Below are 24,501 nucleotides of genomic sequence, written 5' to 3' on the forward strand. Positions count from 1 at the left end.
TAATGACAGGCACTATCATACATATCACTCCTTTCCTCCGGCATTGCTGCAAGGCGATGTGCATCTTGCTCCTGGCCTGTTGCGTGAACCCTGTCTTTGCAAAAGATGGAGATAAGGATGGCGACAATGATGAAGAGCCGAAATTTGATGAGACCTCTATCATGGTCATCCTGCAGGGTGTGGGTGGCACAGAGATACCCGCAGTGGTGAAAGACCAGACAGCTTATCTATCCATCACAGATGTATTTAACTTCCTGAAGATAAGGAACACCCTGTCTGAAAGCATGGATACCGTTTCCGGCTTCTATATCAGCCAGGATGCTGTTTTCCTGATCGACAAAAAGAATAACAGGATACGCTTCCGCGACAAGGTATTTAACCTGGGGCCGGAAGATCTTGTGAAGATGGAAACAGGCTTATACCTGCGTACAGACTATTTCAACAAGGTATTTGATCTGAGTTGCCAGTTCAACTTCCGCAGCCTGTCCGTGAATCTGGTATCCAGGGCAGAGCTACCCGCTATCAGGGAAATGCGGCAACAAACAATGTATCAGAACCTTAACAAACTGAAAGGAAATGTGGAAGCAGATACTACCATTGGAAGAAGTAAACAGCTCTTTAAATTCGGAATGGCCAATTGGTCAGTAGTATCTACCCAGCGCCTGCAGAACGTCAACGATACCTGGTTCAATCTTACAATGGGCGGTACACTGGCGGGTGGAGAGGCCACCGTGTCCCTGAACTATAACAACTTCGCACAGCAGCAACTGGCGGCCACGCATCCTGATAGTAGTATCGTCCGCCCTTTTGACCAGCGACAACAATATTACCGTTTACGCTTCGTGAACAATGACAGGCCCTGGTTACGGCAGATCATCATGGGAAAGATATTTACGCCTACGATTGCCTCGCTGTTCGCGCCTATAGTAGGCGTACAGGTCACCAATACACCCACCACCTATCGCCGCTCTTATGGCACTTATACACTAAGCAATTTCACAGACCCTGGCTGGACGGTGGAACTCTATATCAACAATGCACTGGTGGATTATACAGTAGCGGATGCTGCGGGTTTTTATACGTTCCAGGTACCCCTGGTGTATGGCAATACCCAGCTCAGACTGCGGTTCTATGGTCCCTGGGGGGAAGAACGTTTCCAGGAAGAGAATATCAATATTCCTTTCAACTTCCTGCCTGCGGGTGAATTTGAATACACCGCCAGCGCAGGTGTGGCTGAAGATAGCGTACATAGTAAACTGGGAAAGGTACAAGTCAACTATGGCGTCTCAGGCATACTTACTGTTGGTGGAGGCCTGGAATATCTTTCTTCCATCCGGTCTGCCAATACCTTGCCATTCGTGACGGCTTCCATGCGTCTTGCATCAAGCCTGTTATTCTCCGGGGAGTATACATATGGTGTCAGGGCAAGGGGCATACTCAGTTACCGCTCACGTACAAATCTGCAGGCAGAACTCAATTATACAAGGTACAAAAGGAATCAGAAAGCGATTATCTATAACTGGCTGGAAGAGCGTAAAGCGATTATCTCTAAACCGTTCAATGCGAAGAATTTTTCCCTGTTCACAAGATTCACAGCTGATCAGATCATATTACCCGGCTCCTACTATACAACCACAGAATGGCTCATATCAGGCGCCCTCTACAAAGTGGGCGCCAGCCTTTCGACTTATTCAATTTTCATAAAAGATGAAAGTCCCTTCGTTTACAGCAATCTGGCGCTGACATTCCGTATACCAGGTAATATTATGCTGACGCCGCAGGCCCAGTATGAATACAACAGCAACCGCTTTATGGCTGTGCGTTGTGAGGCTGCCAAGTACCTGTTCAAAAATGGTTACCTGAATATTTCATATGAGAAGAATTACCGGAATAACATTACGAACTATGGCATCGGACTACGGTATGACTTTTCATTTGCACAGATCGGCTTCTCCGTATGGAAGAACAACAATCTCACCACGCTCGTAGAATCTGCCCGCGGCAGTATCATCTATGATGGAAAGGCAGACTATGCCAGCGTCAACAATCGCAGCAGTGTTGGCTCCGGAGGCGTTGTATTTGTACCATTCCTCGACATCAACAACAATGAACGTTATGATGCAGGGGAACCCCGTGTAGACGGATTGCAACTGAAACATAGTGAAGGAAGAATGATCCGTAGTCTACGGGATACGAGCATCGCCATCCTTGATATGGAACCATATGCCTCCTACCTGTTCGAACTGGAACCAACTGGTTTTGAGAGTGTTTCCTGGAAGATCAGAAAGCCTGCTATCCGCGTGATCATTGAACCCAACCAGCTGCGTCGAATTGATGTTCCTGTTACGGTGATGGGTGAAGTATCGGGCGTTGTATATCTGAAAGAAGATACCCTGCGGAAGGAACAGGCCGGTATTAAGATCTGCATTTACAAATCAGATGGTACAATACTAAAATGCCTCCTCACAGAATCCGACGGGTATTTTAACTATATGGGCCTTCCTCCGGGCGATTATATTATCCAACCCGATGCGGCACAGCTGAAGAAACTAAAACTAAAAACACTGCAACCCGCATATAACCTTCACATCAGCAGCAGGAAGGAAGGAGATGTGATCGATGATATTGAATTTATACTGGAGAAAAAGTGAACACGCTAATCCATATGGAAGACCTTCGTAAGCGGTATGGTTACAGGAGAACGATCTTCATTGGTGTCCATGATATCAGCCATATAGGCCCACCAGCGTTGTACAATCTGTGTTTTCCCTAAATCCTGAGATGACTGTTCTCCTGCCTGTTGCTGAACAGCAAACAGGATATTCGTTTCCTCATCCAGGAAGATGGTATAGTCACTTACACCATTATCCTTCAACAACTGTTTCAGCTCTGGCCAGATTTCATCATGGCGTTTACAGTATTCTTCTTTGCTGCCTGGTTTCAGGCGCATTTTAAAAGCGATCTTCATAACGGGAACATAAATTTAGGGCTTCGGAGTATAGAGGAAAACTGTCAGGCTTTTAGCACCATGAGCGCCTAATACCAATGACTGCTCGATGTCTGCCGTCTTGGAAGGACCAGCAATGAAAACACCAAATCCACCTCCCGGATGGGCAATGCGCTCCGCATAAGCATCATGCATAGTCGGCACAATATCCTGTGAGGCCACAACGATGGCGAGGTGCTGGGTGATGAAAGGCAGTACTCTTTCCTTTATTTCAACATCAGTGATCCAGATAGCGCCGTTCTCCGCTACACCAAACTGTCCGGGGATGATAGCCAGGTCTACATTCTCAAACTGACGACCGCCATCTCCGGCTTCCCATTCGGTGATTGCACCGGGCAGGTATTGTTCCTGCAGGGAAATGATCTTCCGTGCATCAGGCTGATGTTCCGCAATGAGGGCTTGTATTTCAGCATATGAACTGATTTCGAAAACCTGTCCGCCGAGTGTTTCTATTACTTTTCTGAAAGCAGCCGGATCACCGGGACCTGTACGTCTGAAAGCGTCCAGATCAGGTAATGCCTGCTGTTCCGGTTGATTCTTTTTTATGGCGGCGAGAATGCTTTCGCGGGACATATGCGTTGTTTTGATATTGTTGAAACAACATGGTTGCCCATGTTGCTGAATGCTGATATTGTTGTTATAAACATCGGTGTTGTTGCTTGCATCCGGGGTTATTACCCCACGCTACAAACACACAGCTCGTAACTATTGCTTTCTGTTTTTCTTATACCAGTCTGCAAATGATTCCTTTGGAGCTTCCGGCATCTCGCGTTGCTTGTACCATGGGTTCAGGCCATTGTTGACAACAGCCGGGAATGTTCTCATCACCCAACGTCCCACACCTCCGGCAGTTTTATATAAGCCGGGCTTAGATAATACCATGTTCATCGCATGCATACCGGCAGCTTTTGTTTTCTTGGCGTATCCTTCTTTCGTGATTACCTGCCGCCATTGATACAACTGCTGGTGAATGTCGATCTTCACCGGGCAGACATTGGAACAGGAACCACACAAGGTGGACGCGAACGGCAGGTCCGCATATTCCTTCATATCCAGGTTAGGCGCCAATATAGCGCCTATCGGTCCGGCAATAGCATTATGATAACTATGTCCGCCGCTACGACGATATACAGGACAAGTATTCATACAAGCCCCGCAACGGATACACTTTAGTGAATTGCGGAAATCCTCACGTCCTAACTGACGACTACGACCATTATCCACCAGCACGATGTGTAACTGTTGTCCTTTTTTAGGCGCACGGAAATGGCTGCTGTAGGTAGTAATAGGCTGACCGGTAGCACTTCTGGCCAGTAAACGCAGGAAGACACCAAGGTGTTTCCGCTGAGGAATGATCTTCTCAATGCCCATACAGGCAATATGTACATCTGCCAGGTGAGCGCCCATATCCGCGTTCCCTTCATTTGTACAAACCACCATCTCCCCGGTTTCTGCTACGGCGAAGTTCACGCCGGTAATAGCCACCCTTGACTGGATAAATTCCGCTCTCAGGTGCTGACGGGCAGCGGCCGTCAGGAATTTAGGATCAGCATTACCTGCAGGTGTACCCAGGTGCTCATGGAACAGTTCACCTATCTCCTCTTTCTTTTTATGGATACAAGGCAATACGATGTGGCTTGGCGGTTCTTTCGCCAACTGTACAATACGCTCACCCAGGTCGGTATCAATCACTTCAATGCCATGTTCAGCCAGGTATGGATTCAGGTGGCATTCCTCTGTGAGCATGGACTTACTCTTCACCATGCGTTTTACGCCCTGCTCCTGTAACAGTTGCAGCACGATCTTATTATGTTCAGCGGCATCAGCTGCCCAATGCACCACCGCACCATTGGCCTGTGCATTCTTTTCGAATGCAAGCAGGTAATCGTGCAGGTTGCCCAACACGTTATGTTTAATGCGGGAAGCAGCTTCTCTCAGGTCTTCCCACTCCGGAATACTCCAGGCCATTTTATCCCTCTTCTGACGCACCCACCAGAGGGTTTCGTCATGCCAGTTCACACGGGGCTCATTGGCGTTAAATTCTTCCGCAAGCAATGAGTGTTCTTTATGTTGATGTTCCATACCTTACAAATTGAAACCGGTATTCAGCTGTTCGTGGTTATCATCCCCAGCTACAGCCGGGGCCTATCGACGTTTTGCCAAGCCTTTCTTAAATTGAATTGAGTATCTCTGCAATATGCAGCACCTTCACATTGCTTTTCTGTCTGCGTAAAATACCTTCCAGGTGCATGAGACAGCTCACATCATTCCCGGTAATATATTCCGCACCGTTATTAACGTGATCAGCAATACGGTCCTTCCCCATTTTAACAGACACTGCTTCTTCAAAAACACAGAAGGTTCCTCCGAATCCACAGCATTCGTCTGTCCGCTTCAGTTCTATCAGCTCCAGTCCTTCCACCATCTGTAATAGCTGCTGAGGTTTGGAGAACGGAGCCGCCACCAGTTCACTCATTTGAGCAAGGCCCAATCCACGCTGTCCATGGCAGCTCTGATGTATCCCTACTTTATGTGGGAATTTTGCTTTCAGATGATCTACCTTCAATATATCTGTCAGGAATTCCGCCAGCTCGTATATATGCTGACGGATATGGGTAGCGACCTGCTCTTTCCCATCTACATGCAGATGGTCTTTGATATGCAGCACACAACTACCTGAAGGTCCTACGATATAGTCTACATCCTTAAAATGATCTACGAAAAGTTCATTGCAACCGTGGGTCAGGTGTTCGAAGCCGGAGTTTGCCATGGGTTGTCCGCAACAGGTTTGTCCCGGTGGATATACCACGTCACAACCCAGTTTTTCCAACAACGATAACGTGGCGATACCTACCTGCGGATAAAACTGGTCTATGTAACAGGGAATGAAGAGTCCTACTTTCATCTTTTTCAAATATAAATCGAGCCGTGGCTATAATGTCTCATCTCTACAAGATCGGCCGGTAAAGGCTGTGTATTCCAGTGGCGATGAATAGCAAGGGCGGCTCCTATAGCCGTAGCCTGTGCTACTGAGGCAGCGTAGATCTCCATCTGCGGGAAAGCTGCTGCCAACAGATGCATGTATATGCTATTCCTGCTGAATCCACCATCCACAAAAATACGTTTTACCGGTGTTCTGTCTATTACCAGCGAGGAAGAGAACTGCTGTTGTTCCATGATGTCCATCAGTAAGCGGTGATAGGCAACTTCATAGCTGGTAAAGTCGTTCAATGATCTTTCCGCAAAGCGGGAGGCCTGCAACAAGCCTGTACCGGATACCGGCCGTTCCTGTTGCGGAGATACCGCGAGCAACCTGGCAAATATAGCGGGGTCGAAGGCTACTTGCTGGTAGTAATTTACCGGTGTTTGATAATATTCTGCCAGCCTTTTCACCTGCTGCTCGTGCTCATTGCCTGCAAAGAGCCTTGCGGCCTTCACAGGTCGGTTTTCATAGGTCAGGTAGCAAAGGCAGTCAGACGCCAGTTCCTGCGCCGTTAAAGGACTGCTATTAAACGGATTAAGGGTAATGCACCAGGTACCTGTGGAAATAAGCGCAAAGGGTTCGGAGAAACTCGTAAGGTAAGGGATCAATGCGGCGGAGCTGTCATGCAGGCCAACGCCCGCAATGCAGTTATAACCGTCGATAGTGGCAGGCAACACATGATCGCACGGGAATACGGGAGGCAGCTTTTCTGCCAGTCCTTCTCTCAACACCCAGTCGTGGTATCCCTGTTTCGTAAAGTCCCACAACATCGTATGACAGCCAATGCTGGTAATATCAGACAGCGGCTGCCCTGTTACCAGGAAACTGATATACTGGGGTAAATGCAGGGCATATTTCACCCTGTCGAAGATAGCCCGCTGCAATTGTTTTAGCCGGTAGAACTGCAGGCCTGCGTTCAGGCTGCCCAGTGCCGGGGAAGCCGTATCTGCACATAGTTTTTCCCCTCCGCCGGAGGCCTCGTGAAGCGCCTCCTCCATACCGGCCGGATACGGTTTCAGATAGTTATACAAAGGCGTCAGCACCTGTCCCTGTTCATCCAGGTAAACAAGGCTGGCGCCGTAGGTACTGCAGTTAAACGCTACAATAGTATAGTCAGGCAACTGTAGCAGCTCCCGAAGACTGTTCTTCACCCAGTTTGTCAGCTGTGCTATATTTTCACACGCATCCCCATCTTCATCAACCGTTTCATCGAAACAGGCGCCTCTTTCCCATACGATCCGGTAGTGCTCGTCGATCAGGAATATCTTCTTGTTTGTCTTACCAATGTCGAGTATTGCAATACAGCGCATCCCCCGGAGAATTAGAAATTACAATCCCGTCGCTACGGTTTTCAGACCTCTTTCTTTTATCAGCTGTTCTCTTACCTTGAATTGCCTGTAGAAAGCAACCGGCTGTAACACACCTCCTGCCTGCAGACGCGCCTGTGCCACCAGCGGACGGACATCCGTGCGGTAAGCATATTGCAGTATTTCCTGTGCAGCCACCGCATCATTGTTCTGCTGAGCCGCCTGCAATGCCTTGGTATCTACCAGCAAAGCCTGCGCATAAGCGATCATGATCGCTTCTACTGATTGCAACAGGTCTTCCAGCGGGTCCTTTACATTATGAGAGGCATCTATCATCCAGCCCAGATCACTGGCATGATTCATACCGCGTGCATCCATACCTTCTACCAGTTCATTAAAAATGAGGAAGAGCTGATAAGGATTGATACTGCCTACGGTAAGGTCATCATCCCCATACTTGGAATCATTGAAATGAAACCCTGCCAGCTTTCCCTCCATTAACAGCAATGCCACTATCTGCTCGATGTTGGCATTAGGCAGATGATGCCCCAGGTCAACCAGCGTATACGCTTTTGCACCCAGCTTATTAGCGAAGAGCAATGACTGTCCCCAATCGCCTATCGTAGTGGAATAGAAATTAGGTTCATATGCCTTGTACTCAATGTACAATTTCCAGGCATCAGGGAGAGCGGCATATATTTCCTGCAGACTATCCAGCGTACGTTTGAAAGCACCTCTGAAGTTCAGCTGACCAGGAAAACAGGAACCGTCTGCCAGCCAGAGGCTCAAGGCATTGGAACCCAGTTCCACACCATATTTAATCACCTCCATATTGTGCTCTACAGCCAGTTTCCTGACACCTTTATCCGTGTGATGCAGGGAGCCAAACTTGTAACTCAGTTCCTGACCCGGCTGGTCCTGGAAAGTATTGGAATTAACAGCATCAAAACGGATGTCATGTTGTGCTGCCAGCGCTTTTATGTTAGCTGCATTCTCAGGAATATCCCAGGGGATATGCAGGGAGATAGCACCGCTGCTTCTATTCAGGGCATGCAGTAGACCTATATCAGTGATCTTTTCTTCCAGGTTGCGGGGCTCCCCTCCTCCGGAAAAACGGCCAAAGCGGGTACCACCTGTCCCTAAAGCCCAGCTGGGAATTGCCACCTGGAAGCCCTGTAATTGCTGCAGGATATCCGCTACATGCGGGATAGTCCCTGCTATATATTCAAAGCTACGCTCGTGCGCCTGCCGGTGAGCATCATTGAAATCAGCTATCTGGAATTTCTCAATATTCATAACGGGAAAATTGGGTCTTTAGTAAATTATGAAAAGTTTTTCGTTGCTGGTATACACCTCCACACATTATCAACACATGCCGGCCTGACCGGAGTCAGGAGCATGTGTTGACTCAATGTAACTGGTATTTAACTGATGAAAGAATTTATCTATAAAAGTCAGGACAACATCACGCCAGCTATTCAAATTACCGCCAGCGTTCAACTGATGAATGTACTTATCTTACAAAAGCCGCAGCAACACCACCATCAACGTTGATCACGTTACCGGTCGACTTACTCAGCAGGCCGCCTGTAACAGCGAAACATGCATTGGCGATATCTTCCGGAAGGATCACCTGGTTCAGTAAGGTACGTTTTGCATAATAAGCAGGCAACTCCTCTACCGAAACACCATAAGCCTTGGCACGCCCCGCAGCCCAATCGCCTTCCCATATCTTACTGTCTGCGATCACAGCATCCGGGTTCACGACATTTACCCGGATACCATCTGTACCCAGTTCTGCCGCATTCAGGCGACTCAGGTGCAATTGTGCTGCCTTCGCCGAGCCATAACCGGCATTATTCGGCCCACTCATCAACGCATTCTTACTCACGATATTGATCACATCACCTCCCAGGTCCTGCTTGCGCATCACTTCCACACCCTGCTGGGTAACCAGGAACTGGCCTTTCACCAATACATCATACAGCAGGTCCCAGTCTTTCTCTGTATGCGCTTCCAGTGGCTTGGAGATAGACAAGCCTGCACAGTTAACCACCATATCCACACCGCCGAATGCCAGGCTGGCGATGTCATATGCCTCTTTTATATCACTACCTTTTGTAACATCGAGGATGGCTGTTGCGAAAACATCCTGTCCATATTGTTTGGAGAATTCATCCTTTGCAGCTTGCAGTCGGTTCGCATCGTTGTCATTGATCACCACACAAGCACCTTCATCAGCAAATTTCCTGGCGATCGCTTTTCCAATGCCACCGGCACTTCCCGTGATCAGCGCAATACGACCAGACAGCGCTTTCGGCTTAGGCATACGCTGTAGTTTCGCCTCTTCCAGCAGCCAGTATTCTATGTCAAAAGCCTCCTGGCGTGGCAAAGCGGTATATTCAGAAATGGCCTCAGCGCCTTTCATGACATTGATCGCATTGGTATAAAACTCTGCCGCTACCCTTGCAGTCTGTTTATCTTTCGAGAAAGTGAACATACCAACACCTGGATACAGGATCACCACCGGATTAGGATCACGTAATGCAGGACTGTTCGGATGACGACAAGTATTGTAGTAGTCGGTATACATCCGCCTGTAAGCAGCAAACAAAGGCGCCAGTTGTTGCTTTACCGCTGCTGCATCATCCAGCGAAGCCTGAGGATCGAGTGGTAAAACCAGGGGACTGATCTTCGTACGCAGGAAGTGATCCGGGCAACTGGTACCCAGTGGTGCCAGCCTGTCAAGGTCTTTGGAGTTAATGAACTCAAGTACCCGGGGATCATCTGTAAAATGACCCACCATACGGGTATGTGCAGAACATAATCCACGTAGTACAGGCGCCAGGGCAGCCGCCTGTTTTCTCCTTATTTCAGGAGCAGGGGAAGTCATACGTACGCCACCGAAAACCGGTCCTTTCTTACCGTAATGCTCTTCAAGATAGGCAGCACAACGCTCAATGACTTCCAGCGTATTCATATAACTTTCATATGCGGTATCACCCCAGGTAAACAGACCATGAGATCCCAGCATAATCCCCCTGATACCTGGATTATCGCGCAGACACTGTCTCAGCTGTAAGCCCAGGTCAAAGCCTGGACGCTGCCAGGGCACCCAACCAATAGTACCTCCGAAAAGTTCTTTTGTAATACGCTCACCATCTTTCGCCGCAGCAATAGCAATAGCGGCATCGGGATGTAAATGGTCAATATGTTTGAACGGCAGGAAACCATGCAATGGTGTATCAATAGAAGGCGCTTTGGAACTGAGATCGAAGATACAGTGATTGAAAAGCTCCACCATTTCGTCTTCCTGTTCAATACCCTTGTAGATATTCTCCAGGCTGTGCAGTCGCTCTACATATAGCGCTGCCAGACCGCTACGTTTCAGTGTACCCAGATCACCCCCTGAACCTTTTACCCACATTACTTCCGTTTGTTTACCCGTCAGCGGATCTTTCGCCATCACCTTACAGGAGGTATTACCGCCGCCATAATTGGTCAGCCGGAGATCAGCCCCCAGCAGGTTAGAACGATAGATCAGCAATGCTACCTCATCACCCGCCAAAGCAGCAGCTTTCTGCTCGTCCCAGAGATAACTTACATGTTTGAAATTTGTTAAGGAAGAAACCGACATATATTCTTTTTTAAATTTTTACATTGTTACAGCACAGCAACACACCTCTAAATGGAGTTGCCATATCCTACCAGCATTACTGACCCCATAATTGTCAGCACACCCAGTATAATCGTTGCGAATGTCTTACGGCTCACACCTTTCCACTCTCTCAGTGTAATACCCCACAAGCTTGAGATCATGATAATGAACGCCATGTGTAATATCCAGGAACTGGCCCCGTTGCCCAGTTTACTCTCGCCCATACCATAAAAAAAGAACTGGAAGAACCAGGTAGTACCTGCCAACGCGGCAAAGAAGTAATTGCCCGCCAGAGGTGTTTCTTTATTGACATAATCGCCGAATGTTTTGTTCCTGATATTCAGCAGCAGGCACCAGATCAGGTTGGTGGTAAGTCCGCCCCAGAGTAATACAACAAATATCACGTTGTTCTGAAACAGCGGATTACTGCCCTGCTCTATGGCGATAGCAGCCATAGGCTTCCCGGCCTCTATGCCGAAATTGAAACAGGCGCTCAGTATACCGGAAACCGTTGCTACCACCAATCCTTTTTTAAGGTCGAATTCCTGTATACTTTGTTTCTTCTGATCTTCTGATAATTCACGTTCCTTCATCACCCCTGCAGCACCGCAAATGGCAATACCCAGCAGGCAGACTACAACACCACCCAGGACTAACAATCCCCCGGGGCTCTTTAGCATGGCGGAGAACGTATGTGTTGTATCGGAAGTGAACAGGTCCCTATAGATAGGAGGAATAAGCGAGCCGAAGGCGGAAGTATATCCCAGTGCGACAGACATACCCAGAGACATGCCCAGGTAGCGCATGGCCAGCCCGAAAGTAAGGCCGCCTACGCCCCATAATACACCCATAAAATAAGTCCAGAAGAGAGTAGAACTATCCGTTTTACTAATGATGCTCAGGAAATCAGGTACGGTGATCCAGGCTGCCAGGAAGGGCACTATTAACCAGGAAAAGAAACCGCCTACTATCCAGTAACTTTCCCAGGCCCAACTCTTTACTTTTTTAAAAGGGATATAAAAACTGCCGGAAGCAAAGCCTCCAATGAAATGAAAAAAGACACCTAAAATAGCTTGCATAATTGTGGAATTGTGTATTCAATCGTGGATTCTTTCAAATTTAAATAAAGGCAGCGGGGCAACTGTCCTACACATTCCTATTGGGGCTAAAATGAAGAAAAGGCCATCCGCCAACAGCGAACAGCCTTATTCTCTCTGCATAAATATCTTAATATCAGTACATTACTTTCACGTCAGCAACGATATAATCTGTTGTTATCGCCTTCACCTTGATAATCCCCTTCTTGGCGAAACCATTCTGGAAGAATACTAACAGCGGCATGTCAGCTGAAGCAAAACTTTCATTATCTGTAGCGATGGTCAGCTTTTTAAGAGTAGAGGCATGCGCGATAGTATCGAAAGCAGCCACCTTGAAGGTATCAGCAGGCACCTTGTTACGTACGAGTGTTGTCAGGGTACCAGGGATCTTCAGATCAAAGCTCTCATCATTAGGACTGGTAAAGAACATAGAGAAGGCACCAAAGTTATTGAAGGCCACGTCTATATATTTACCAACGGAATCAGGAATATCACTATCCACGTATACCTTTCCCTTAAAAGAGGAAAAAACGCGGCCATAGCTTTCATTTGCCGGTGTTAAGGAAAATTTCACATCTGTAAATGTAACGACGCTATCTGTTTTGTTGCCGGATCCGGATCCAGGTGTTTTAGTGGTATCACCAGGATTGTTTGTTCCACCACCAATACCCGCCTCTTTGGTACAGGCAGTATAAGCCAGTGCAACGACTGCTATCAGCAGGAAGTATTTTCTCATAGGATAGGATCAGTTATTTCCAGCAAAAATATAAAAAAATATAATCAAGTGTATGCGCTAAGATAACTGTAACGGCAATGCACCGTTTTTGCCTGGTTCTTATGTTAATAATACACGGATGTTGTGATATTTCTTGATAGATGACACCACATAGTGTCATAGTAATCATTCACTTATATCCCATCTCAAGACATGGCGTCTGTTGTAATTTCCTGGTAGACAACTTTTCAGAACCTTGTGATACCAATCATCGTTTTCTCTAAGACTGCATTCATCAATAGGATACTAATCAATAATTTATACGATATCACAACATTCTGATGTCTTCATAGCCGAATGGCAGGTACCTTTTACAGTAAAATGTTAATCAATCACTTAGGAGACATTACGAGGTTCGAGATCAAAAATCTCAGCCAGCAATTCATATGACCGGAAACGGTCTTCCACATGCTCCGCCATCGTAGCGGCAACTATCTCATCCACATCATATTCGTCGGCCAGTTTCAACATACGTTGTTTTACCTGGTCAGGAGTACCGGCAATCATACGTCCTCTGTTCGCCATTACACGTTGCCATTCCATGTCTGTGTACTCGTAATCCCGCACTTCTTCGTAGGAAGGAAATTCATCAAACCTGCCCTTCTCAAAACTTAACAGGCGGTAATCCATCATTGCCTGTAATTCATCCGCCTTTTCCTGCGTGTCTGCACAGAAAACGAAGATCCCGACGCTAGCGGCAGGTTCGTTCAGGAAGCGGGAAGGCTTGAATCGCTCACGATAGGTTTTTATCGCCTGCGGTCCACCCACATGGTAAATGAAATGTGCGAAAGATAAGGCCCAGCCCTGACGCGCTGCCAGCAGACCACTTTCTCCACTGGAAGTCAGCATCCATAGTTCAGGTGCCGTATCTATTTTAGGTATGGCTATTACTTTCTCATGTATAGTGCCTGCCTCCCGTGAGTCGGACAGATAACCTTCCAGATCATTGATCTGCTGTACAAAGTCTCTTGGTTCGAAGGTATTGGAAGGGTTCAGCACATGAGCGGTTAAACGATCACCTCCCGGTGCCCGGCCTATACCCAGGTCAATACGTCCGGGATACAGCGCCTCCAGCAGACGGAAATTCTCCGCTACCTTCAGCGTGCTATGATTAGGCAACATTACGCCGCCTGATCCCAGGCGTATATGCTTAGTAGCTGCTGCCAGCCTTGCAATCAATATTTCAGGTGATGCTCCCGCAAGTGAGCGGGTATTATGATGTTCTGAAAGCCAGTAACGGGTGAAGCCGAGGCGATCGGCCAGCTGTGCCAGCTTAACGCTCTCCTGTAATGCCTCCACGGCATTGCTTCCTCTACGGATGGGGGATTGATCTAATACGCTGAGTCTTAATTTCCTGTCGGCCATTGGGTAATCCTTTTTAGAATGTTCATTCCAAAATTACAAAAGAATTACGAAACAATCAGCATTCAGCGTTTTCTTACGCTATTATCTTCCCCTTCTTACTCCATCGTTTTCCGGTAATAAGCCTGTACCGCCCGGATCTCTGCCCAGGTGGCTGTCTCTCCCAATCTGGCCTTTATCGGCGCCGAAGCAGTACTTCCCAGCTCTTTCACCACCGGCAATATGAGCGCGATCTTTTTCTCATCCATAAAGCGATTGAGCTGCAATTCATCGTTCGCTACACAATCTGCCAGGTGACTTTCTACAGTACTCACCGCCAGTCCTCGCTCCGTCGCGATCTCTTGCAGCGTTTTACCAGTGAGGAATAGTTCCAGTGTTCCTCTTCGGCTATCCCCCGCCTCACGGGTCTTCTTCGCAGGTTTTTCCTTTGTTTTCTCCTCTTCCGGCGGCCGGCGTAAGGTTTCATAGTCCGGCAATCCCTCATTAAACTTCACATTGCCATAGCTGGCGTCTGCGAAGAGCTGTAAGCGGCCCCACAGAAAATGCTCCAGTCCGGACAGCTGTAGTACGTATTTCTTTATCTTGGGAATATCTTTTACGATATCTCTTTCCCGGCGAACCGGCTGTATGAAAGATTCATATATCTCGTTGGTAAAATAGGCGACTGCCTTACCCACACGTTCGCTTAAAGTAATGACATTACCCGTTTGCAATACTTCCTTCAGCAAAGGATCCAGCTGGTGCCTGAATTTCAATCCCACTTCGTGCAGCTGGGCCGCCCGTTGTTGTAAATTACGACTCAGCGTCACCGCGCTTTCCATCCCAACCATCTTTTTATCGCGCAACCAGGCAGCATGTAACTGTAACTCTGCAAGGATCTTTTCCGCACTGAAGAGCTTCAACAACTGTTCAGCCCAGAAAACCATCTTCTCTCCTTCCAGCAACATTTCCAGTTCGTCTTCTTTATGAAAGCGCGAGGAGAACTCCAGCACCTGTTCATCTGTGCGGATCGCTCCCGGATGGATCCGTGAGTGTAATACCAATCCCTCCAGGGAAGTACAACGGCTTAATGCTACATATACCTGACCCGGTGCAAATGCATTTCCTGCATCAATAATCGCCTTTTCAAAAGTAAGTCCCTGGCTTTTGTGTATAGTAATGGCCCATGCCAGGCGGATCGGGTATTGCGTGAAACTACCTAATTCTTCCTCATCTACCGTTCCTTCCGTCTTGTTCCAGGAGTAGCGGATATTACGCCAGGTTTCTTTTTCCAGCACCAGTGTTTCCTCGCTGTTGGCAAGTACTACAACGATCTTATCATCAGGCAGGACCTCTTTAACGGTAGCCAGCTTTCCATTGAAATAGCGTCGTGGCTCCGCCACATCATTTTTGATGAACATCACCTGCGCCCCCTGTTTAATACGCAGGTCCATATCCGTCGGGAGCGCCTTGTCACTAAAGTCTCCTTTGATCTCTCCCGTGAATGTATGAATACCACCCGGCATAGCAGCCAGACGCGCATTATTTATCTCATCGGCCCGGCGATTATGAGTAGTGAGCACGATATACTGATCTCCATCGCCGGTGAAATGCGGTAAATAACGCTGATTCAAGGCTTCCAGGTCATCCCAGTCCAATGTACTGTTGCGCACACCATTCAGCAGGTTAATGAATGTCGCTTCATTCTGCCTGTAGATCTTATTCAACTCTATGAACAAGGGCGGCGCCTGTTGCATCACTCTCGCATGAAAAAAGAATACGCTTTCATAACAGCCTTTCAGCAACTGCCATTGTTCATCCGGCATAACTGGCGGCAACTGGAAAAGATCTCCAATGTATAATACCTGTACACCACCAAAAGGCAATAAAGGCTGGTTACGGAAGTGCCGGAGAATTGCGTCGATCGCATCCAGAGTATCTGCGCGTACCATACTTACCTCATCGATGATCAGCAGCTCCATCTCACGCAGCAGCTCTTTTTTATCATGGTTGAAGCGGATATTCCGGAACAGCGCATGTGCATCTGTTACCCCGTTATTTACACCGAAAAGATGCGCACCTGATGGTACATAAGGACCAAAAGGCAGCTGGAAGAAAGAGTGCATCGTCACTCCGCCCGCATTGATGGCAGCAACACCTGTAGGCGCTACCACAACTGTATTCTTGCTGGTATGCTGTCTGATATATTTCAGGAAAGTGGTTTTCCCGGTACCGGCTTTACCGGTCAGGAAGATATGGCGGTTGGTATGATTAATATAGTCTGCCGCCAGATGAAACATCCTGTTGTTACTATCCGGTTGTGACATCAAAAAAAAGTAAGATTAAAAAATGTAAACATCGAAATTAGATAAAAATCAGCACTATTTGCTGACTGTTACACTCCATTCCGGCCCGCTTTTCACATGATGAGCAGCAGAGAAGTCGCCCATATTTACTGCAAATGATAAATTTAGCAGACTATTCAGATATGCCAGCTCCTTCCCTTCAGGAACAGCGGCAAACGTGTTAGCAAATGGTACACCGCCACTGTATACCAGTTCATTTCCCTTATAGATACTTACCTTCAGCACATCGCCCGGCTGCACTTGCAGCTTGCTGAAAGTCTGCTGATCAATATTCGTCCAGATATTACCATATTGTACATCCAGTACGGGGACGTTTCCCTTTACGGTGTCATTGGCAAATACCGGCGATTGAAAAGCAATAGTTACTACAGATTCAGCCAATTTAGGCCCCACCTGCTGGAAGGTGATCTTTCCGGCGGCCAGCTTACCGGCGGTATAAGCATAAACATCTCTGCCATGGAATGTATACGATGCACCGGAATTCTTTCTACGGTTCACCGCTTCATCAATCTCCCTGACCTCTGCTATGCCCATTTGCCTGGCTACAAGGGTAAGTGTGCCATTATCGGGCGTTACAAAGTAATGCCCCGTCTTTGTTTTCAGCACTACTGATTTGCGGGCAGAACCCACGCCCGGATCCACTACAGATACGAATACGGTACCTGCAGGCCAGTATGGAGCAGTCTGCTGCAGGCGATAAGCGGCCTCCCAAATATTATATGCCGGTATTTCATGTGTCAGATCGAACATCGGTATATCGGGAGACAGGCTATAAACTACGCCTTTCATCTCAGCTACGGCTCCATCTTTTAGTCCGAAGTCCGTCTGAAAGACCAATGCATGCCGCTGTGCAAAGGCAGAGAAGCAGATGAAGATCAAACAATGGAAAAGGAATGTACGTTTCATTTGCGCAAATTAGCGATTCTTCTACAATATTTGCTGAGTATGCCTGTTCAAATTTGTACGGTATTTGGTGCAATGTATCTGAAAACGCTTCATCATTCAACCACCAATACTTAAACACATGAACGGTTATCATTTTTACAAGGATTGTATCGACAATTGTTTACGTTGCGCCGCTGTTTGTAACCACTGTGCCAGCGCCTGCACACAGGAGAAGGATGTTACCATGATGGCCCGCTGTATCAGATTGGATATGGAATGTGCAGCCGCCTGTTATGCTGCTGCCCAATTAATGAGCCTGGGAAGCAGTTATGCGGTACAGCTCTGTTCCGTTTGTACCGACATGTGCGAAGCATGTGCTGCTGAATGTGGTAAACACAGCAACAAACACTGCCAGGAATGTGCGGAGATATGTAAACAATGCGCTGATGCTTGTAGAAAAATGCTTGTTTCTTAATGGATATACTAGCTGATATCGAGGCATTTGCCCGTCAGGCCCATGGGGAAGCAGCAACGACAGTTCGCAGATGAACCTTATATCGGGCATCCCATCAGAGTCATGCAACTATCCGGAGAAGAATGCTTTTATTCATATCGCAACGCTTCTATAGGATCCAGCCTGGACGCCTTTTGCGCCGGATAATATCCGAAGAAAACGCCTGTCAGTGCACATACCATAAAAGACAATACAATAGAAGACTCCGACACCAATGTCGGCCAGTTCAGGAAATAGGTGATAAGCTGGGCTGAGGTAATTCCTAACACCACGCCTATCAACCCGCCGGTGATACTGATCATAATCGCTTCTATCAGGAACTGCATCAGTATGTCTATCCCCCTCGCACCAATGGACATACGCAGTCCGATTTCCCTTGTACGCTCTGTAACAGATACATACATGATATTCATGATGCCAATCCCTCCGATAATGAGAGAAATACCCGCAATAGCCGTCAATAGTATCGTCAGCAGGTTACTGGTGGAGCTCAAAGTATTGATCAGTTCTGCCATTGTCCTGACCTGGAAATCATTTTCATCAGCATCCCTCAGGCGGTGGGCTTTCCGCAGAATGGTTTCGATTTCTTTCGTAGCTGCGTCTGTAGCGGCTTCGCTTACCGCAGACACATAGAGCGTACGGAAATAAATAGTAGCCAGTATACGCTTCTGCACCGTAGTATAAGGCGCCAGGATCACATCGTCCTGATCCTGGCCGAAGGAACTCTGCCCTTTTGCAGCCAGCACACCTATCACCTGGAAAGGAATATTATTAAAGCGGATGATCTTCCCCACAGGACTCTCTCCATTGGGAAAGAGATTACTGACAACAGTCTGCCCCAACAGGCAGACCTTGGCCGAAGCCCTTACATCTTCGTCTGTAAACGGCACTCCATCCTGCAGGGTCCACTTACGGATATCCAGGTAAGCAGGACTCACCCCCTGTATACTGGTGGGCCAGTTGAATGCCCCGTTGATGGACTGTCCGCTGGAAGTAGCCGCCGGTGAAATAGCACTGATGTTCAACGCCTGTTTCTGTATCGCCTTTACATCTTCGATGGTCAATGTCTGCACGCTGGCCCCTTCCAGCCTGGCGCCACCGGTTACGTTACTGGCGGGCAGGATAGTGATCATATTGGAACCCATGCTCGACAGCTGCGACTGGATGCTCTCCTTGGAGCCTTGTCCGATGGCCACCATGGCAATTACCGCCGCTACCCCGATGATGATGCCCAGCATGGTGAGAAAAGCCCTCAGTTTATTCCGCTGTAAGGCTTTCAACGCAATCCTTATGAGGTTGAGTATATTCATAATCAGTAATCATCTGCTGGTGGCAATGTTGCCAACTCTTCTTTGGCGGAACGTACATTTTCATTGACGGTATCCTTTACCACCTTCCCGTCGCGCAACATTACCGTACGGCTGCTGAAGGCAGCTATATCCGGTTCATGAGTAACGAATACGATTGTCTTTCCCTGTTCCCTGTTCAACTCCTGCATCAACGCCATGATCTCGTAGGAGGTACGTGTATCCAGGTTACCTGTCGCTTCATCTGCCAGTATCATTACCGGCTCATTAACCAGGGCCCGGGCAATGGCCACACGTTGCTGCTGACCTCCCGACAACTGGTTGGGTGTATGGCCCAGCCTTTCTCCCAGCTTCACTGCTTCCAGAGAGTGTATCGCTTTCTTCCTGCGTTGCTCGTGACTGATCTCCATGTTATATAGTAATGGGAGCTCCACATTTTCCAGTGCTGAAGTACGGGGTAACAGGTTATAGGCCTGGAATACAAACCCGATCTTCCTGTTGCGTAAACGTGCCAGTTCATTACGTGACAACTGCCCTATATTAAACCCGTCCAGCAGGTAGGTCCCATCCGTAGGCTTATCCAGGCACCCCAGTATATTCAGCAGGGTAGTTTTACCTGAGCCACTACTCCCCATAATGGTCACAAACTCACCCGCAAACACGTCAAAGGAAACACCCTTTAGTGCCCGTACGGTCTCCGTGCCCATACGGAATTCCCGTTTGATGTTTTGTATTTCGAGGATCTTTTTGCTCATCGTCTTCTTCTTTGCGGCATGAAAGGACTGGCTTGTCCACCACTACCTGCAGCCTTCTTATCACTTACCTGCTGCATACCCGTTATTACGTCGTCATCCGGAGAGAGTCCTGACAACACTTCTGCCCGGGTATTATCATTCAAACCGATCTCCACTTTTTTCTGCAGCAGGGTATCCCCTCTTTTCAACCATACGTAGTTTAATGCCTCTGCCATTTTCCCTTTTTCTGAGTTTACACGCCTGGTGGTATCCCTGCTACCACCGGTGACAGGCATTGACCGTTTATGGCGTTCCGATTCAGGCGGCGCTATAGCTATGAGTGTAAATTTTTTAGACAATGCCGAATCAGGTCTGAACATCAGTGCTTTTGCAGGAATGAGCATCGCATGGTTCTTTTCGGCAGTATAGATCGTCACGGTTGCCGTCATACCCGGTTTGAGTTTCATGTCTTCATTGGATGCACTGATCATTGTGGTATAGGTCACCACATTGGCTGACACTGAAGGCTTCAGCCGGATCTCCTGCACCTTTCCGGCAAATTCCTGGTCCAGGTAGGCGTCTACCGTAAATGATACCCGCTGACTATCCCTCACATTCCCTATATCAGCTTCGTCAACGTTTGCCTGTACCTGCATTTTAGTAATGTCCTTTGCCAATACAAAAAAGGTAGGCGTATTAAAACTGGCGGCCACTGTTTGTCCCACACTCACGTTTCTGTTCAGTACAACACCATCTATGGGGGAATAAATGTCAGCAAAAAACAGGTTCCGCTGAGCTGTCTTCAGAGATGCCTGCGCACTTTCTACACTGGCGACTGCCGCCTTATACAGGTAGTTCGTATTGTCGTAATCCGCACGACTGATAGCCCCGACCTTATAAAGTTGATCTTGTCGTTTAAACTGGGCTTCCTGGTATATCTGCTGACTTTGTGCATTCGCCAGCAAGCCTTTATTACGGTCTACTTCTGCCTGCAGCAATACCTTGTCCAGCTCCGCCAGCAATTCACCTTTTTTTACTTTGGAATTGAAATCTGCGTAAATGTATTTCAGTATTCCGGAGACCTGTGTACCTACCGCCACGGTATCCACGGGTTGTACCGTACCCGTAGCTGTTACACTGGTAGAAATATGCCCGTAATCGGGTTTCTGTGTGCTGATCACTACAGGATTCTCTTTCTTACGGAAAAAGAAGTACCAGACTGCCACCAGTGCTACCAGCACTAATATTGTAATTACAATCTTCCTGTTCATCCGTTGTTATTTTATACTATAATTTAACAGGTACTCCCCTGTAGAAGTCATATATCCTTACGTATAAAGCCGCGCTGTATTTTGCCTGGATGTATGCCTGCATGGACTGTACATAGAGGTTCTTCTGCTGTAATACTTCAACAGTATTGGCTGCGCCGATCTTTAACTGCTCATTTGCAATGCGGTAACTTTCCTGCGTATAACGAAGCTGCTCCACTGCCGCATCATATTGACCCTGGGCATTCAGCACATTGATATATGCTCTTTCCACCTCCTGCGAGAGATTAATGCGGGTATTCTGTAATGTCAGTTCCGCCTGTCCGACACCGATCTTCGCCTTTTCCTCATTCACGCGGTTCGCCCTCCGGCTGAAGATGGGGACAGATAAGGTTAACCCTACCTGTTGATAGAAGTTATTGTCCATCTGCTTCAGAAAGGTATTATAGTCCCCTTGTGCGTAACTTGTACCGATTCCCGCACCGGCCGTCAGCGCAGGCAGATATCCGGCCCTTGCCTTCTTCACGTCCAGCTCCGCCACCTGTACTCCCAGCTCACTGCTTTTCACTTCGGGGCGCATAGCCAGGGCCGTTTTCTGTGCTTCCAGCAATGGAGTAAGCAGGGCATATCCCATTAAAGTATCTGGTTCTACTATTTCGAAAGGCGTTTCTGTGGGCAACTGCAACAATTGTTTTAATACCAGCACATTCTGCCGGTGGGTATTCTGCGCAGTTACCAGTGTATACTTATCATTAGCCAGCTGCGCCTTTATTTGTATAAGATCTTTCAATGCCACTGAACCTACATCATAAAAATGCTGCTGTTGCTGTACCTGGGCTGCTGATGTAGCCACTACATCTTTTACATATACGATATTCTCTTTCGCCAGCAGAATGTTCAGATACGCCTGTGTGATCTGAAGTGTAATATCGTTTTCCACCGTTGCCAGGTCCAGTCCCGCTACCTTCACCAGCAGGTCCTTCTGTTGGATATCATTTCTGAGGTAACCTCCATTATATAAGGTTACAGAAGAATTCAGCGAAGTATTTCCCGACACCCTGAAGCGCGACCGGAAATCGCCGGAAGCGGTATCTATTTCTTTACTATGTGTTAAAGAAGGTGAAATACTCGCGGAAAGGTTAGGTAGTACAGCCGATTTTGATAACAGCAGGTCCTGTTCACTACTAAGGCGGTTTAGCCGATAGCTGTTGAGGGTAATATTATTAGCCTTTGCATAGTCGAGACAGGCCTGTAAGTCCCACTTCAACGGCAACTGCCCGGGTAATGTGGTACTATCCTGTGCATGTAAGGGATTTATCCTCAACATGAATATCAAAAATAGAACCCAATGTATGTATCTGCTGACCATATACTCGCTTTTATGGTAACCCGGTCCCTGATAAAGACTAAAAAGTATGCCATAGCGGACGTAACAGGATTAAAGATGCCTTAAAATCCATCAACGACCGTCTCCGCCCGATGACCAGACATATGGGCATATAAAGGCAAAAGCATTATAAATAACTGGAATTAAATAAACCTTCCGGGTGCTACAAACTATAATTATATAAAACTAAAAGACTGCTTTGGATATTCAATACTTTATTGGAATTAACTACATCGGACTTCCTGCGCTTAATTCTTCCCTCCTTTTTGCCCTTTCTCTCTTTTAATATCTGCCGGATCAATAATCGGCAGTATCACTTTTCCTATCAGATCATTTCTCCCTCTTTCAGATAACAGGCCCCTTGTACTATTATAGGAAACATCGATCAGAAAATCCTCCAGTTCTTTATCAACATCAACTTCAGATTGCTTCTTACCCAGCCTAACTTTTTTCCATTCATTCACTGCTGAAAATACGGCCACTGTTTCGATGTAACCCACAGGTGCCATACGTGAATTCCCCGCCCCCTTCACATATACCTCTGCCTTTATCACGACAGCAATATTTTTCTGTTTGGCATTCACGTTAATAGACGCCAGCAGTTTCAATTCCCCACTGTATGTATTCTTTTCTTCCAGCGGATTATAAGCCTTATATTCTCTGATTTCAAGGGTTTCAATTATGATGTTGAATCTGGGCATATCTGACGATTACTAATTCCTGTTTAAAGTAAGTGGCACTGTTACCGTTCTGTTTCCAACCTCCCTGTATAAAGACCATTGCTGTGAAGTATCAGATAATCCTCCAGCAGACTTCAGCGGCTTTATTGGAATCACTGTAGCATCTGATTTCGCCAGACGGCCGTCTCCCTGCCTTACCGTCCGCTCTTTGGGTACGTAAATTAACTTTGCGTCCAATGCCATATTGATCTTGGCGATCGTATCGAAAGTAAAGTTGTGTGTACCGCGCATCCACTTGCTGATCTCGGATTCTGACTTACCAAGCGCCTGTGCCAGATCTCTATGGCTCATTCCTTTCTTCTCAAGGATAGCATGGATACGATCTGCGACTTCAAGACTCATGGCTGCCCTTTCCATGGCATGTGCCGGTAATGCGTTTAACGCATCTTCAAAAATTTTACTCATAACAATCTCCTATTTTAAAGTGTAAATTTCCTTCAAGCTGCCTGTTAAACATTCTCAGGTCTCCCTCCACAATTCTTTCTGTAATTTGCCTGCTTAGTGCATTCATGAACTCAAAATGAAACAGGCAATCCTCACTTTGCTGCACTTTCTGTGCTGTCTTAACACAGCCATTTCCCAATATCACAATATCGGGACTGACCCTGCTGCAATAAAGCCTCACATTTCCGGACCTGTATGGCGGAGGTAATGCTTCTGCGGCTCTTTCATGCCTGAAATAATGTTCTTCTGCGCCCGTACATGTTCCCATATATCTTACTACAGACATGATGTTTTCATAATCATCCTTATAGGCAGGGATATTGAACCTGGTTACAAACTTCTCCACTTCACAAAGATCGTCTCCCTCAATATGGAATGAATAATATGTAATCTTATTCATCCTCATTATCCGTTTTAATTTACCACTATAACACTTCACTTTTAAGTTAAGTTCAAAGTTAACAAATAACGTTGTGTCTATCCAAAAAAAAACCAACATTTTTTCCTTAACTCTTCGTAGGCATAAAGTCATGACACTAGAGAAGCCGCCTTACTTTCGTAAAGAAGATTCAATACAGTATTTTTTACATTGACCGCCAGTGCTGGCGTTTAGGGGAGATGTCAGATCAACAAGCAAGTAACATTCACAACACCAATTTACACTTTTTTTTTAGTTCACAAATTTTTT

At 47.1% G+C, this 24,501-nt stretch carries 21 protein-coding genes; 2 read left to right on the top strand and 19 right to left on the bottom strand.

Features of this window, described 5'->3' with window-relative positions:
- Positions 1-2 precede the first annotated feature (2 nt).
- On the top strand, positions 3-2,651 hold the full coding sequence (locus CLV42_RS05975) for a hypothetical protein (RefSeq protein ID WP_106600986.1): 2,649 nt from the start codon (positions 3-5) through the stop codon (positions 2,649-2,651).
- A 5-nt stretch (positions 2,652-2,656) separates the two neighbouring features.
- Here the strand turns inward: CLV42_RS05975 and rhaM are convergent, their stop codons facing one another.
- The 12 genes from rhaM to CLV42_RS06035 all read right to left on the bottom strand — a co-directional run bounded on the left by rhaM (position 2,657) and on the right by CLV42_RS06035 (position 17,440).
- Complete coding sequence (rhaM, locus tag CLV42_RS05980; RefSeq protein ID WP_106600987.1) at positions 2,657-2,968, bottom strand: L-rhamnose mutarotase; 312 nt, start codon at positions 2,966-2,968, stop codon at positions 2,657-2,659.
- Between the two features lie 15 nt (positions 2,969-2,983).
- Positions 2,984-3,580, bottom strand: a complete 597-nt coding sequence (locus CLV42_RS05985; protein ID WP_106600988.1) for a LutC/YkgG family protein — start codon at positions 3,578-3,580, stop codon at positions 2,984-2,986.
- A 132-nt stretch (positions 3,581-3,712) separates the two neighbouring features.
- Entirely contained in the window at positions 3,713-5,089 is a 1,377-nt protein-coding gene (locus CLV42_RS05990) for a lactate utilization protein B (RefSeq protein WP_106600989.1), read from the bottom strand.
- 88 nt (positions 5,090-5,177) lie between these two features.
- On the bottom strand, positions 5,178-5,912 hold the full coding sequence (locus CLV42_RS05995; RefSeq protein ID WP_106600990.1) for a (Fe-S)-binding protein: 735 nt from the start codon (positions 5,910-5,912) through the stop codon (positions 5,178-5,180).
- Between the two features lie 5 nt (positions 5,913-5,917).
- A complete protein-coding gene (locus tag CLV42_RS06000; protein WP_106600991.1) occupies positions 5,918-7,300 on the bottom strand; it encodes an FGGY-family carbohydrate kinase in 1,383 nt (460 codons plus the stop codon).
- Positions 7,301-7,318: 18 nt separating this feature from the next.
- The gene (locus CLV42_RS06005) at positions 7,319-8,593 is read right to left on the bottom strand and encodes a sugar isomerase (protein ID WP_106600992.1); all 1,275 of its coding nucleotides are present in this window, start codon (positions 8,591-8,593) and stop codon (positions 7,319-7,321) included.
- Between the two features lie 217 nt (positions 8,594-8,810).
- Positions 8,811-10,934 (bottom strand): bifunctional aldolase/short-chain dehydrogenase, encoded by a 2,124-nt coding sequence (locus CLV42_RS06010; protein WP_106600993.1) that lies wholly within the window; start codon positions 10,932-10,934, stop codon positions 8,811-8,813.
- A 47-nt stretch (positions 10,935-10,981) separates the two neighbouring features.
- Positions 10,982-12,034 carry an L-rhamnose/proton symporter RhaT gene (gene rhaT / locus CLV42_RS06015; protein WP_106600994.1) on the bottom strand — a complete coding sequence of 351 codons (1,053 nt, stop codon included), beginning with the start codon at positions 12,032-12,034 and terminating at the stop codon, positions 10,982-10,984.
- Positions 12,035-12,188: 154 nt separating this feature from the next.
- Positions 12,189-12,788, bottom strand: coding sequence for a hypothetical protein (locus tag CLV42_RS06020; RefSeq protein WP_106600995.1), 600 nt, complete (start codon positions 12,786-12,788; stop codon positions 12,189-12,191).
- Between the two features lie 375 nt (positions 12,789-13,163).
- Entirely contained in the window at positions 13,164-14,192 is a 1,029-nt protein-coding gene (locus CLV42_RS06025; protein ID WP_106600996.1) for an LLM class flavin-dependent oxidoreductase, read from the bottom strand.
- 95 nt (positions 14,193-14,287) lie between these two features.
- Positions 14,288-16,495 (bottom strand): helix-turn-helix domain-containing protein, encoded by a 2,208-nt coding sequence (locus CLV42_RS06030; protein ID WP_106600997.1) that lies wholly within the window; start codon positions 16,493-16,495, stop codon positions 14,288-14,290.
- 54 nt (positions 16,496-16,549) lie between these two features.
- Complete coding sequence (locus CLV42_RS06035) at positions 16,550-17,440, bottom strand: SAM hydrolase/SAM-dependent halogenase family protein (RefSeq protein ID WP_106600998.1); 891 nt, start codon at positions 17,438-17,440, stop codon at positions 16,550-16,552.
- 118 nt (positions 17,441-17,558) lie between these two features.
- Here CLV42_RS06035 and CLV42_RS06040 point away from each other — a divergent pair, with 118 nt between their 5' ends.
- Positions 17,559-17,894 (top strand): four-helix bundle copper-binding protein, encoded by a 336-nt coding sequence (locus tag CLV42_RS06040; RefSeq protein WP_106600999.1) that lies wholly within the window; start codon positions 17,559-17,561, stop codon positions 17,892-17,894.
- Between the two features lie 128 nt (positions 17,895-18,022).
- Here CLV42_RS06040 and CLV42_RS06045 read toward each other — a convergent pair whose 3' ends face one another.
- The 7 genes from CLV42_RS06045 to CLV42_RS06075 form a co-directional block, all read right to left on the bottom strand.
- On the bottom strand, positions 18,023-19,243 hold the full coding sequence (locus tag CLV42_RS06045; RefSeq protein WP_106601000.1) for an ABC transporter permease: 1,221 nt from the start codon (positions 19,241-19,243) through the stop codon (positions 18,023-18,025).
- Between the two features lie 2 nt (positions 19,244-19,245).
- Positions 19,246-19,995: an ABC transporter ATP-binding protein gene (locus tag CLV42_RS06050; protein ID WP_106601001.1), complete on the bottom strand. Its 750-nt coding sequence runs from the start codon at positions 19,993-19,995 to the stop codon at positions 19,246-19,248.
- Positions 19,992-21,245: an efflux RND transporter periplasmic adaptor subunit gene (locus CLV42_RS06055; protein WP_106601002.1), complete on the bottom strand. Its 1,254-nt coding sequence runs from the start codon at positions 21,243-21,245 to the stop codon at positions 19,992-19,994. The genes CLV42_RS06050 and CLV42_RS06055 overlap by 4 nt, the downstream gene beginning before the upstream one ends.
- Before the next feature lie 16 nt (positions 21,246-21,261).
- A complete protein-coding gene (locus tag CLV42_RS06060; RefSeq protein WP_245901514.1) occupies positions 21,262-22,569 on the bottom strand; it encodes a TolC family protein in 1,308 nt (435 codons plus the stop codon).
- Positions 22,570-22,877: 308 nt separating this feature from the next.
- Positions 22,878-23,330, bottom strand: coding sequence for a hypothetical protein (locus CLV42_RS06065; protein WP_106601004.1), 453 nt, complete (start codon positions 23,328-23,330; stop codon positions 22,878-22,880).
- Between the two features lie 12 nt (positions 23,331-23,342).
- A complete protein-coding gene (locus tag CLV42_RS06070) occupies positions 23,343-23,774 on the bottom strand; it encodes a helix-turn-helix domain-containing protein (protein ID WP_106601005.1) in 432 nt (143 codons plus the stop codon).
- Positions 23,767-24,213, bottom strand: a complete 447-nt coding sequence (locus CLV42_RS06075) for a hypothetical protein (protein WP_106601006.1) — start codon at positions 24,211-24,213, stop codon at positions 23,767-23,769. Before CLV42_RS06075 ends, CLV42_RS06070 begins: the two co-directional genes overlap by 8 nt.
- Positions 24,214-24,501 lie beyond the last annotated feature (288 nt).

The sequence above is a fragment of the Chitinophaga ginsengisoli genome, assembly GCF_003014595.1.
Lineage (GTDB): Bacteria > Bacteroidota > Bacteroidia > Chitinophagales > Chitinophagaceae > Chitinophaga > Chitinophaga ginsengisoli.